The 13,315-nt window shown below is 58.3% G+C and carries 8 protein-coding genes and 1 pseudogene; 1 reads left to right on the top strand and 8 read right to left on the bottom strand.

Features of this window, described 5'->3' with window-relative positions; translation table 11 throughout:
• Window positions 1–136: 136 nt before the first annotated feature.
• Both ACCD02_RS10620 and ACCD02_RS10615 read right to left on the bottom strand, forming a co-directional pair.
• A complete protein-coding gene (locus ACCD02_RS10620; RefSeq protein ID WP_413301120.1) occupies window positions 137–895 on the bottom strand; it encodes an SDR family oxidoreductase in 759 nt (252 codons plus the stop codon).
• Window positions 888–1,637: an SDR family NAD(P)-dependent oxidoreductase gene (locus ACCD02_RS10615; RefSeq protein ID WP_413301118.1), complete on the bottom strand. Its 750-nt coding sequence runs from the start codon at window positions 1,635–1,637 to the stop codon at window positions 888–890. The genes ACCD02_RS10620 and ACCD02_RS10615 overlap by 8 nt, the downstream gene beginning before the upstream one ends.
• A gap of 115 nt (window positions 1,638–1,752) precedes the next feature.
• Between ACCD02_RS10615 and ACCD02_RS10610 the strand changes: the two genes are divergently transcribed.
• Window positions 1,753–2,400: a TetR/AcrR family transcriptional regulator gene (locus ACCD02_RS10610; protein ID WP_413301116.1), complete on the top strand. Its 648-nt coding sequence runs from the start codon at window positions 1,753–1,755 to the stop codon at window positions 2,398–2,400.
• Window positions 2,401–2,549: 149 nt separating this feature from the next.
• Here the strand turns inward: ACCD02_RS10610 and ACCD02_RS10605 are convergent.
• The 6 genes and pseudogenes from ACCD02_RS10605 to tssK all read right to left on the bottom strand — a co-directional run.
• A pseudogene (locus ACCD02_RS10605) lies at window positions 2,550–2,681 on the bottom strand (alkene reductase); the annotation flags it as partial.
• Window positions 2,682–3,510: 829 nt separating this feature from the next.
• Entirely contained in the window at window positions 3,511–4,155 is a 645-nt protein-coding gene (locus tag ACCD02_RS10600; RefSeq protein ID WP_413301114.1) for a response regulator, read from the bottom strand.
• Between the two features lie 25 nt (window positions 4,156–4,180).
• The gene (locus ACCD02_RS10595; RefSeq protein ID WP_413301112.1) at window positions 4,181–7,315 is read right to left on the bottom strand and encodes a response regulator; all 3,135 of its coding nucleotides are present in this window, start codon (window positions 7,313–7,315) and stop codon (window positions 4,181–4,183) included.
• A complete protein-coding gene (locus tag ACCD02_RS10590; protein ID WP_413301110.1) occupies window positions 7,312–11,253 on the bottom strand; it encodes a type VI secretion protein IcmF/TssM N-terminal domain-containing protein in 3,942 nt (1,313 codons plus the stop codon). The genes ACCD02_RS10595 and ACCD02_RS10590 overlap by 4 nt, the downstream gene beginning before the upstream one ends.
• Complete coding sequence (locus ACCD02_RS10585) at window positions 11,253–11,921, bottom strand: DotU family type IV/VI secretion system protein (protein ID WP_413301108.1); 669 nt, start codon at window positions 11,919–11,921, stop codon at window positions 11,253–11,255. Before ACCD02_RS10585 ends, ACCD02_RS10590 begins: the two co-directional genes overlap by 1 nt.
• Window positions 11,918–13,300 (bottom strand): type VI secretion system baseplate subunit TssK, encoded by a 1,383-nt coding sequence (gene tssK / locus ACCD02_RS10580; RefSeq protein WP_413301106.1) that lies wholly within the window; start codon window positions 13,298–13,300, stop codon window positions 11,918–11,920. Before tssK ends, ACCD02_RS10585 begins: the two co-directional genes overlap by 4 nt.
• Window positions 13,301–13,315: the final 15 nt, after the last annotated feature.

Genomic DNA, 13,315 nt, shown 5'->3' with positions numbered 1-13,315 from the left:
TGTCATGAGAAGAAGCTTGGGCGCCACTTCAAATGTAAGTTATATGTTGTCTTACAGGCAGTCAAGCATTGCCACTACTCATTACCACCCGTTGCGCACAGCAAAATGAACGGGCGCACACACTGCGCCCCACTCATCAATCCAGCGTCTTGACCATTCGCGAACCGCCAACTGCCTGAGCCGTCGGGAAGACTTCCAGGCGCGACACATCCACCCGCTGTGGCAAACTAAGTGCGGCCAGCAACAACTGGGCGATGTCTTCGGGCATGATCGACTCATAGCCGTCGTATAGCTGCTCACCGGCTGCCTGCATGCCCATGGCATTCTTGTAGAGATGAGTCTGCACACGGCCGGGCGCGATTTCAGTCACCCGCACACCACTGCCGAGCAGATCGCAACGCAGCGCGTCGCAGAACAGACTGACCCCGGCTTTGGACGCGCCGTACACCGCCGCCCCCGGATGCGGCGCGCGACCAGCACTGGACCCGATAAAGAACAGATGGCCATGACCGCGAGCAATCATCCCCGGCAGCACCTTGCGCGTCAGGTGCAGCGGCGCCTTGAGGTTGATATCGAACATATGGTCGATTTCGGCCGGATCGATGTCCTGGAACGCCGCACGACTGGACAGCACCCCGGCGTTATTGACCAGTACATCCACCGGGTATTGCGCGAGGATCTCGTCAAAGACGTCGACCTGCCGCACATCGGCCTCGACGACGATAACGCCCTTCTGCGCTCTCAATGCCCGCAAAGCCTCAGGACTGCGACCCACGGCAATCACTTGCAGACCGGCATCGCGCAAGGCAATGACCACGGCCTTGCCGATACCACTGGTGGCGCCGGTGACCATGGCGCATTTATAGATCGCCGGGGCAGACGTTGAATCAGGCATAGATATAGCCTCCGCTGACAATCACGTTTTCCCCGGTAGCGTAGCTGTTGCGACTGCTGCCCATCATCACGATCCACTCGGCAATTTCAGCAGGTTCGGCAGCGCGGCCCAGCGGGTTGGCGGCGGCCAGTTCACCCAGGAAACCCAGTTGCCTGGCGCGCTCGGTGGCAAAGCCGGCCGGAGCGACGGAGTTGACCAGGATCTGATCCTTGGCGCAGGCCTGGGCGAAGGATTTGGTCAGGCTGACCACGGCGGCCTTGGTCGCGGCGTAGTGGGCGTTCTGCGGGTGGGCCTTGAAAGCGTCCACGGAAGTGACATTGACGATACGGCCGGTGACGGCAGGCGCGGCTACATAGGCCTGCATGTGTTTCACCGCCGCTACCATCATGTGGTAGGTGCCTTTGATGTTGATGGCGTTTTCCAGATCCCATTCGTCGTCGCTGATCTCGAAAATGTCCTGGCGCGGATAAATCGCTGCACTGTTGACCAGGCAATCGACGCGACCAAGGGCGTCGACGATCTGCTGGAACGCTCCATGGGCGGTTTCCTTGCGCGAGATGTCGCCTACTGCGGTCGCCACTTCACAGCCTTCGGCACGCAAGATCTCTGCGGCAACGACCATCAACTCTGCATTTCTGTCGATAATGCCGATTTTCGTCGCGCCGCGCTTGCGCATCAACTTAGCGGTTTCCAAGCCCAAACCCGAGGCGCCACCGACGATTACGACCGTTTGCCCATCCATAAAACACCTCCACGATTAGTCTTTACGTAAGATGCCTGTTGTCTTACATTTGGTCAAACCCAATTTGCCCGTTCAATCCTGGCAATCTCTTTGCTAAAGAACACAGGACACCTTGATGCCTGCGGCCACGACCACCCCGAAATACGCGCCAAACAGCGCTCGCGACCGCCTTGTCGATGCCGCCCTGGAACTCTTCGCCACTCGGGGCTATCAGGCCATCGGCCTGCGCGACCTGGCCAGCCATTTGGGGCTGCATGCGGGCTCTCTCTACAACCACATAGAGAACAAACAATGCCTGCTGTTCGAGTTGATCGAAGCCGCCCTGTCCGACCTGCTCGCCGATACCAAACGGCGCATGCGCGGCGCCAGCAGTAATCATGAGCGCCTGCGCCGGTTTATCAATGCGTTCGTATCATTCAACCTGGCAGAAAAACATCGCCTGCTTCTGGTAACCAGAGAGTTCGTCAACCTCACTGGTGATCAGCAACAGGAAATCGACCAGCTTAAATGCAATTACTCGGGCCTCTTGAATGCCATCGTCTCTAGCGAGTGCGCCGAGCAAGGCCGTCCAACTGATCGCGTTGAAGTGATCACGGATGCGCTAATAGGCATGCTATACGGGCAGTCACATTGGCGCAGCCCTGAAACTTCAGAGTCGAAACTGACCGACACGCTAACTACATTCGCCATTGGGATAATTAATACTCGGGAGCCCACGGATCATAAGTCGGTCAAACTGAAAAGGTTGAACACACACAAATAATGAGGAGAAGGTGGAAGCATACTGACGGCTCTATGAAGACTCAGCAGACCAAGGCTGGCTATTCTGAGAGCGCTTAGAAAGGCTGACCAACGAACTCTCGGATAAAGGAAGTACGCCTCAGGCTAATCGCTACCAGTAACCACGAGCAGCTAGTCAGTGCAATCCTGACTCACCGAACCGTTAACCCCATAAAACGTCGCGCGATCAGGCTCACCCAAGGGCCAGTCGTGCCGCATGCGCTCCACTAAGTCTGGGTTGGCAATGAAAGGGCGGCCTGTTGCCGCTGACCGATAACGCTCCCGTATTTTGCATAGCTAGCCATTTCACACCTCCATTGCGTAACAGTCCGGGGCATCCGCCCCGTACCGGCGAGTGTGGCGGTCAGTTCAGCATGCACAATGTTGGCGACTTGAAGCCAGTTGTCTGCCAAACCCTCATCCAGGTAGATCGACCACAAGATGATCATCACCGCAGAGCGCATGAGCGGCGCCCATCATCGCTCAGAAAATTGACGAGGCTCTGCACGCCATAGATCAGCGAAGAGGTGGGGGGTCAAAGTGAGGGTGATGATAGATATCTAAGAATTTATCCTTATTTTTCAATACATTAAAATAAATATGCGCCGACCACTAACCGGCTTTTTATTTGTCCGCAGAAGCCCATCAGGTTAGACGTATCATCAGTCTCCAATGAGATCCGCCGCCAAAGCGTAGGTCAACTGAGGGTTCGGCATGGGCAGGCGTGCGAACAGAACAGTAGAGTCACTGACCCGAGTCTCAGGGCCTGGAAAAACCAAGGACGGCAACGAGCTCTGCTTCCGAGTGCCAAAAGACGGCACCTGGAGCCGAATCTTTCGCGATAAACTCGACCGCCGAAGCCGGGAAAATGGGCTCGGTCCTGTCCCCACAGCGCCCCTTCAGTGAAGCCGTCAACTAGCCGCGGACCACTGTAGATTTCTCAACAACGGCGTCGAACTTGACCAGACAGGTCACCGCTGGCATCTATGCATCTTCATTGCGTAAGTTTTTAAAAGAGCAGTGGAAAGACGCGTATTGATTAGCAGGTCCCCGACAGAAAAGAGCTCATTTGCTGTAATTGTATATTGAATATCTATTGACTCTCGCCCAGGAGACCGAGCCGATACGCCCAGTTCACAATATCTGCGGAATTATGAGCATCGAGTTTTTTCATTAAATTAAGCCGGTGTGTTTCTACAGTTTTGAGGCTTATGCACAATATCTGCGCAACATCACGATTGCGTGAGCCCTCGGCAATCAGCTTTAGGACCTGCCGCTCACGCTCAGTCAGGGTGACCCCACTCACGGCTTGACCACTGCGCAGTGCAGCGACCTGGGTACCATCAAGGCCGGAGTCGATGTAGATTTTGCCGGCGCGTACCAGATAAATGGCGCGAAGCAAATCATCGCGACGACTGCGCTTGAGTACATAGCCCATCGCCCCGGCCTCAAGCGCCAAGGCCGCGTTTTGCTCAGAGATGTTGGAGGTTAACGCGATGATTTGTATCTCAGGCCAACGCTTGCCGATCAGGGTGAGAGCCGAAACACCATCAAGCAACGGCATATTCAAGTCCATCAGCACCAGATCAGGCTGCAAGGCCCGGCACATCGCAATGGCTTGCTGGCCGTCCTCGGCTTCACCCACTATCGTGATCGCAGCTTCGTCGGCAAGCAGAGCGCGCAATCCCTCACGAATCATGGCGTGGTCATCGACCAGCAATAAACGGCATTCAGGCATCTTCAGATTATCCGTGTCAAAGAGGTCAAGCCTGGCGGGCAGCCAGGGTTAAACAGTGCATTTCCAACTGGCGTAGCGTCGCACTGATTGTCGGGTAATCGCGGTCATGGCAGGCTTGCTCCATGACATGGGCAGCCTGCTCCAGTGCCACTTCGCCAAACTGCCCGGAGCTGCCTTTGAGACTATGGGCGACACGTTCTGCTTCGGCATGATCGACCACTCCAATAGCGGTCCTGAGTCGCGCCAGCAATGCCTGGCAGTCCTCGTTGAACAATCGCTGCAGACGCGGTGAGCGCAATGGATCAGGCGCATCCAGCGGCGACGCTTCGACGTGCACCCTCGGTAACAAGGGCGGCTCCTGTGCTCGCAACTCCATCTTGCGCACTAACTGCCTGGCAATCGCCGCAGTAATGGCATCAAACAATTGCATCGGTAACACCGGTTTGGCGAGGTAGTCGTTGGCGCCAGCTTCAATGAACAGGTCACGATCACCATTCATGGCATTGGCCGTCAGGGCAATCACGTACACCTCATCATCAAGTGCTCCAGCCTGGCCCGAGCGCAGTTGTCTGACGGCCTCTATTCCATCCATGCGGGGCATCTGGCCGTCCATCAGCACTGCATCGAAAACCTGCTGCCCAAGCAGGCTCAAGGCTTCGATGCCGTCACAGGCCAGGCTGACCCGGTGACCAAAGCGCTCAAGGAACAATTGGGTGATTTCCCGGTTGGTGGCGATGTCATCGACCACCAGGATATCCAGGCTGTAGTCATGCCGTTCAAGCGCCCGTAAAGGGGCTGGTACCTCGTTCAGCGTCGGCGTAGCGCCGCTTTGCACTTGGCACAAGGTGCGATAGAAATGCTGACGACGCAGCGGTCTGACCACACATGCCGCCAGCCCCCAGGCACGCAGTTGATCGGCATCGGGCAGCGACTCGACATGAGATGCCATCAAGACAATACGCGCGGCGGCCAACTGCGCACTGGCACGGCAGATCGCGGCGAATTCAATGCCATCAACCAAAGGCAGGCGCCAGTTGACCAATACCAGATCGAACGTAACGCCCAGTTGCGCCTGCTCATGCATCAACCGCAACGCGCTATCGGCACTCGAGGCACCTTGGCACAGCACCTGCCACTGGCAGAGTATGCCCATCAATGCGTCACGCTCCTCGCTGTGTTCGTCAATCACCAGGGTACGCAGCCCCCATAGCCGCGAAACGTCGGTCACTGCGGTCGGGGATTGCGGCAACGGTAGTGTCAGGCTGAACGTAGAACCGACCTCCACCTGACTCTGTAGCTCAATACTGCCGCCCATAAGCCCGGCCAGACGCTGACTGATCGACAGACCCAGACCGGTACCGCCGTAATTGCGGGTGGTGGAAGCGTCTGCCTGGAGAAAGGCTTCGAATACAGCATCCTGCGCGGAGCTGGCGATGCCTATTCCGGTGTCCACCACCTTGAAGCCCAGCCGGTCGCCCTCGACACACCAGACCGCCAGACGAATGGAACCACTGGCAGTGAATTTGACGGCGTTACTCAAAAGATTGAGCAGAATCTGCCGGAGCCTCCAGGGATCACCCATCACCTGCTCCGGCACATCCGAAGCAATGTGGCAGATCATGCGCACCCCCTTTTCGGCTGCGCGCGGGGCCAGTAGCTCAACGACTTCTTCGACCACCTCGATCAAATCAAAGGCGATCCGCTCAATGCTCAGGTTGCCAGAGTCGATTTTGGAAAGGTCCAGGATGTCGTTGATAAGCGCCAATAGCGCTTCGGAGCTTTCCCGGATAGAGGTGACAAAATATTGCTGCTGCGCGCTAAGCGGCGTATCGGCCAACAGATGATTCATGCCGATCACAGCGTTCATCGGAGTGCGTATCTCGTGACTCATGTTTGCCAGAAACTGGCCTTTAAGTCGGCTGGCCTGCTCGGCCAATTGCCGGGCGATCTGTAATTCATGAGTTCGAACCTCGACCAGATTTTCCAATCCCGCCTGCTGGGCCTCCAGTGCATCCAGAAGCGCGTTGTAAGCCCTGGCAAAACGCCCAAGCTCATCCTCTCGGGTCACCGGCAGACGACGCGACAAATCATCGCCATCCACGGCGAGTTCGATTTCCCGGGCAAACAAGGCCAACGGCCGCGCCAGCTCTCGCCGCAATACCAGCAGTAGTCCCAGCGTCAACAGGACAAAGCCGACGAGTGCAAAGGGTACTTCGCCAACAATCAGGGCCAAGGCGCCCGCGCGCAACTTCGCCTGCGGATAAAGCGTCAGCAGATACCAGTCAGGTTGACTTAGATGAGCGATCACCATCGGTGAGCCGTCAAAACGTGCGACTTGAGGAAATTCGGATCCTGCCGAAACACCGACCAGCAGCTTCTGCAGATCATCTTGAGGGACCGCGTTCATGGAGTTTCCAGAAAGATCTGCAACCTTTTGCCCCTGGGCATTGAGCAATAGACTCGGATAACCATTGAGCAACTGTTCAATGCGGGTCAGCCGCTCATTAAGCTTGAGCTCATAACCGGTCATGAATAGCGGTTTGCCTGATGCGTCCCGGGACACGATCGCCACACTGAGTAGCTGCTGGTCGAGCAATGCGTCGTAATGCGGTCCCGACCAAACCACTTCGGGGGCATTTACTGGCAACTGGCCAAACAATTCACGTAATTGCGCTGCACGGTTCTGGACAAATCCTGTCGGGATATCGGGTTGAGTGGAAAACGCGGCCCCCGCATCAGGAAAATAGAAAAAGGTATCCACGGTCATGGCTTGCCCCGCAGTCCCGAAAGCTTCGGCCGCAGAGGCGGCCCGCGCCAGCCTGTCGACAATCGCAGGGTTGTCTGGATCGATTTGCGAGGATGAGTTGAGCACCCAATGCATGGTGCTGCGTTGAAAAATATTGCTGCCGAACTCATTGGCCGCACCACTGTTCCAGCGCGTCATAAGCCGCTTTGCACCCTCCTGCGCGTCGCGAAAGTCCTCATTATCGACACTCGAAAGCAAGCGCAGACGCTGACTGAGATCATTCAGGGCCTCGCTCTGCAGTTGCTCGAAGGTTCGCCAGGCGCTGAGCCCGGCGGCCACGCACCAGCTCAACGCCAGAACCAGCGCCAGCACACAGGTGATACGCAGTGCCAGCGAACTCCTCCAGCCCTTCATCGCACGCCGACTTTGCCGGACGCGGCGCTATCCAGCTTTGAATTAACCCCCATCTTGCGCGCAATATCCCGAATCGCCCGCTGTGCGGCGGCATCATCGCGTAGCGACACCACCAGCAATCGCTGCACCTTTTCCCCTGTCACTGTTTGTACGGCCTCACGTTGAGTGGCGAACCCCAACGTGCGCAATTGCGCCTCCAGGTTTCTCATCCGCGTTTCGTTGCCGTAGATGCCGAGGTCCAGGCGCAACCCTTCGCCGGCTGCCAACCCGGTATCCACTGGCCTAGGTGTCCAGCACCAGGCGATCTGAGTGGGCGGTTGAATATTGGCGACACCTTGCTGAGCCGGTGATCCCAGCGCTGAAAGGCTCACATTCACGGCAGCAGCCTGAGCCTCCATCGCCATGAGTTGCTCGGCAATGGCTTTCAAGCGCTCATCGAGAATATTGATCTGCAACTGCAGCTCGTCGGCTTTGGCGTATTTCTCCAGCAGCACCTGTTCACCTTCCTGGCGGTAAGTCAGCTGGATGCCAATCAGGTTTTCGCTACCCATCAAATTACGCTGGCTCGGAAAGTCGGCAACCGTAAAGGTGTGCTGACCTCCAGTGAACAATCTCAGGAAGTCCACAAAAGCCCGATCGCCTGTCCAATGCCGCGTCAGCTTGAAGTTGGCGAAAATGATATCCAGTGAAACATCCGCACACGCCCCTGGCGCCCAGACGAAACTGGCACTGGTCGGGAAGTTGAAGTTGTCCAGAACAGTGGAGCGGCCACTGCACTGCATCGTCAGGCGCGTCTGCTGGGGCAAAGAGCGGGCGCTGATATTGACCTGGGATGGCGAGGCTGAAAGCTCCACCACCGCAGCAGTGGCCTGCAGCGTTGCCACGCTTTGCTTGAGTTCGGCCCGTTGCGCCGTGAGGGTTTTCTGCTCGGCGTCCAGCGCCTGCTTGCTTTGCTGCTCAGTCGCTTGCTGGGTCTGGCTTTGTCGTTGAGCGCTGACCAGATCGTTCTGCGCGTGCTGCATGCGACTGACATAGGCGTAAAACGCGCCAGTCAGCGGAATCTGTACGCCCAGAGTTTCACGCCCGCTGTAGCGCTGGACATCACGCTGCACGAAGGTTTTAACCGGCCCATTCATAAAGGCCGGCAGTTGACCGCGATCCCCGTACAGCAACTCGTTGAGCATGACCGGATCCCGCACCCCCTGGATTGAACTGAGCAGTTGCCCACTCCAGTCGCTTTGCAGACGGCAGGCTGCCACTTGCGCGACATAATGCGAAGAGAAGTCCAATTGCCCGGTCGCCAGCGACCAGACCACATCTTCACGCGGGTCCGGCCCCTTGAGGGCATGAATCAACGCCGTGCGGATGCTGTCGGCCTCCCAGAGTGGCGCCGCTTTGACCGCCGGGTCGGCACCAAAGCCCCAGGTATCGAGGGCAACCTGGAACGCTTGCGCGTCATTTTTTTGCAGATCGCCGATCACCCCTTTCATGAGCTGCCCAAACCTGGCCAGCGCACGCGTCTGTGTCAGTTCATCGCGCAGACCATTGACGCCACTTTCGATTGATCCGCCATTGACCATGCCTTTGAGCACATCTCCGCCCAGCGCATTGGTGACTTTGAAATTAGCCAGAACGCCGGACTCGGTGTGCAGATCATTGCTGGCCGCCAGCCTGAGCAAGCGATCCATCGCCACCGCGCGACTCGCCCACGGCACCCGGTGCTCCAACGGAATCAACTCGAAGCGCTCGGCGCTTCGGTGCAATAGCCTTAAAAACGGGTCGTTGGACGTGCCGACAACACTGAGCGTCTGCTGCCAGTCACTGCGGGTTTTCAGGCGAGTCTGCGCGCTGAGCAAGCTGCCCTGGATAAATCGGTACCACGCGTCCTGAGTATCACTCTGGTATTGCTCCAGAAACTTGACGCGCTGCGCCTTCCACAACGTCTGGTCACGACTGGCAAGGCCCAATTCATCGATGAAACCGAGAATCGCGTTATGTCCTTGTGCGGTATAGGCACCGGACAGGCTCAGGTTCGGGTTATCGGTGTCGGTCCAGTATTCGCTGAGGAGAATCGGCGGCAAATTGCCTTGCATATCTGCCCACTCCGTCAGCCAGGCCAGTGGGCGCCCCTCAAGCCCCATGGTTTCGAGCTGCCCCAACAAGGCTGCCCGTTGGCTCTGCATCTGCGCTATATCGGTCTGCCATTGCAGGTACGAGCGATAAGTGCTCCCCAGAGTCACCAATTGCCCTGCGCCTATGGTCTCTTTAGAGCCATAGGTGAGGTTCAGCAAGCCCACCTCGGAGCCGGGGAGCGGCAAGTTGTCCATGGACTTATTATTCAGACGGGCGTCGAGCAGATTAATCCTGCGCACCAGGAACTCCGCATAAGCGGCGATCAATCGAGGGTTGCCACTGTTCAGCGCATTGCGCAGATTCTGGGAAATGAAGCCATCGAAAACCGGGTGACGTATCTCACTGTCGAACAGACTGACGTAATCGGCTCGATACTGCTCTTGCACCTGCTCGATATGCCTTGAGAACGGCAGTAACGAACGCCAGCCGCCTTGCTGCGCCTCGGATAAATTGAGCAGCGCCTGGCGGAAACGGCGCAATGCATCCAGATCGGTTTCCAGCCCACCGGCGAAATCGGCGGCAGCCGGCGGTTGGTGGACCGCTTCGGCCAGTACCGCCTGGGTGTGACGATCGGCATAGACCATCAAGGCAGCAAAGCCAATGCACAGGCCCAGCCAGGCAATCACGGCGACATGGGCCAACAGACGTCGCCAGCGATGCCAGCTGTCGATGGGCTGGTAAGCGTGACGCCGAGCTGGCAAGAGTTGCCCCAGCAGCTCATGGCTGAACCAGCCCTCTTGCCGCCCCTCGGCATCCTGCGCTTGGGCAGTGAGGAATAGCCCGCTCAACAGAGGGGCCTCACTGTAGGGACTGGCATCAAATGCCGGCGACAGCAGTTTTTCCAGACGCGGGCGTAAATCGTCGAGGCGTTCCGGCAGGCTGAACGCCTGTTTATCCGGCAGGCCGCGCACGCCCAGTTCGATGCGCAAATCAGCCAAGCGTTGGGCCAGCCCGGCGAATATCTCATTCAGAAAATCGCCCGCGCCCGTGCGTTGCCTGCCAAGCAAGCCGAAGGGCTGTTCGCGCTGCAACGGCGTAAGTGCCGCTCCCCACGGAGTGAAACCCGGCAGGGCTTCGGCGTGAGTCACGATGAAATAGACCGGCAGGCGGGCACCGAAAACCTTGACCAGGTCATCAAGACGGCGGCGCAGATTGTGCCCCTGCTCGCTCAGCGCTTCATCGGCGTCAGTCAGCAGGCGTTGACCATCGATCACCAGCAACACGCCATTGAGCGGCTCGCGACGTCGGGAACGCAGTAACCAGTACAACAGGCGCCGCCATTCGGGGCCGGCATCACTGTGACCTTCGGCCATGCGTCCGGCAGGGTCGATCACCACGGCGCGTTCCAGAAACCACCAGTCCAGTGTGCCGGTCGCGGTCGCCTGCTTGCCTGAGTGGGCCGAACGCAACGAAGAGGTCAGCCCGCTATGGGTCAGCAAGCTGCTTTTGCCACTGCCACCCTCGCCCAACATCAGAAACCAGGGCAGGACATACATCGGTGACCCCAGCCGGCTCAGGCGTGAATCGCGCAGCCTGCGCACACCCAGGTTCCAGTCCTGATCCAGGTTGGGGGATTCATCAAGACGACTCTGCGACAGCCCGCTTTTCATGCGCGCCCGCAAACGCCATGCGTACCAGCGGCGCACGACCCAGCGGACCAACACAACCAGTAACAGGGTTGCGATAAAAATCAGCGGCACATACCACAGCGGCCAATCCTGGTAGAGCGCCAGCGCCCAGAGCATCACCGCAAAACCTGCCAGGAGCAGGATCCAGAGCAAGAATACGCCTGCCTTCTTTAACATCAGCGCATCTCCAGTATTTGGCTGACTTGCCGAGCCAGAGAGAGATCGAAACTGATGTACAGCACGGTCAAGACAATCAAAGGAACCCCGATCAGCAGAAGCAGTGATAGACCGGGCAGGCCACGGCGCACCACGCGCGCGCGCTGGGTCTGCAGGTCTTCAGGCTGCAAAAAAAGGTGGCTGGAGACATCCAGGGCGACCATCTTGTGATCAAGAATGATCCTTTCCAGAAGCACCCTGCGGTACTGGGCAAGCTCGCCGCCCGGACGAGTCGAATAGCGCCCTTCAAAGCCACTTAACAAGGCCAGTCCGAACACTTCACGAGCCTGCGCCGCAGCCTCCGGCAGCGCCTCCAGACGCTGAAAGAACTCGACACCGGCGCGGCTGGTAGAGAAGTAGTGACGTTGCAACGGTGCCCGGCGCCATTGCACAGAACCCGACCACTCGCCAGACATGGCCGTTTCGTCGATCCAGGCCACTACCGCAAACAACGCCTCGCGTATCTCAGCTTCGGCAAACTGCAATTCCCGCGCGCGGTTCGCGGCCGCATCAAGCAGCGCAATCAGCGCTGGCGCAAGGGACTCATAGGTTTGTGAAGGATCACTGATGCCGCGCTTGGCCGCGTCGAAAACCGGTGCCCAACAGTGAGAAAGTCGCAGGCTGCTCATGCGCGTACCACCACCAGATCAATGACCAGATCAGTCGGCGGCTGAGGCAGGAAGAACGCTGCCTGACGCTCGCGCTGCAGGGTTTCCCAGCCATCACTCAGGGTTTCCAGGCGGAAGTACAAGGCCCCGGCTACACGCGGCAGACCTTGTGGCGGCACTTGCAGATAAATCAGCTCGACACCGGGCAGGGCACGATTGATCAAGCCTTCCATGGCACTGAGCGCACCCAACTTGCCATCGAGCGGCAAGCTCTCGGCCAGCCAGACCGGATCGACGGCACTGCGCGCCACCAGGAAATAGCGATGGCGAGGGCCAAAAAACGCATCCGGCAGTTCGGCTTGAGAGAAACCGTCAAGCAGTTGCAAACGCACCAGCAACTCGGAACCAATGCTGATTTCATTGAGTTGCTGGCCGATCAACGCCACCAGGGCAATGATCGCCGCGCCCGCCTCCTCATGCTTGTAAGGCGCAACCAGCGAACGGTCATCCGGGGTTTCACCTAGCATGTCGCAGATATCGGAAAACAGGCTCAACTCACCCACCAGCTGACGCAGGGTGCCGTAAAGCTGCCAGGGCGAGACCTGCGGCGTTTCCAGCAGATGGGTCAACAGCGGGCCATAACGATTCAGGACAGCGAGGGCCATCAAATGATTGACCTGCGCGCCATCGACGTCACCCCGTCGGGATTCGCCCGGCTGTTTGTACACCGACAATTGCCGGGCTCGGCCGACCAACTCATCGCGTACTTCGCGCAGCGTTTGCACAAGCATTGGCGATGCCGCGAGATTCACCGAGGGTGGCACGTAGCGCTGGGCCAGTCGCACGCGGTCGCCGTCGAGATCGAAACGGGCGATGGGCAACAACTCATAGATGCTTAAATGCTCCAGTTCATCTTCCCAAAACAGCCGCAGCACGTAGGACATCGGACGCACCCGGGCTTCCGGCGAGTGACCGAGACGGTCAGCAATGACTTCCGGGTCGGCGGCCACGACGAAGCGCGCTTCGGCCCGGGCACCTTCAGCCAGGGTTTCAAAGACTTGAGCGTTGGCATCCCCGGGCAGCAAGCGGCGCAGGCCGACGAACAACGTCCGCCCGCCACTGAACTCGCCCAGGTCCAGAGTCCGCGACTCCAACACCGCATTGCCTGGGAACTCCGCCAGCGTGCCCTCGGGAAAACGCACCGACAACTGCTCCAGCAGACACTGTTTGGCCACCAACGCAGACTCGTTGATCTGCAGTGAGATCAAGCCCCATGGGTAGGGGTGATTCAGCTCGGTGGTGCGCCGCAGACGGTGCTCAATCCGGGCATCATTCTGCTGAAAGTGCTGAGGCTGGAGAAACAAGCCCTGATGCCAATACAACAACTGATCGATATTCATAGGGCTCGCGTTCGG

The organism is Pseudomonas sp. Pseusp88 (assembly GCF_047303955.1).
In the GTDB taxonomy this organism is placed as follows: Bacteria; Pseudomonadota; Gammaproteobacteria; order Pseudomonadales; family Pseudomonadaceae; genus Aquipseudomonas.
This window is presented reverse-complemented; position numbering and strand designations above follow the sequence as displayed.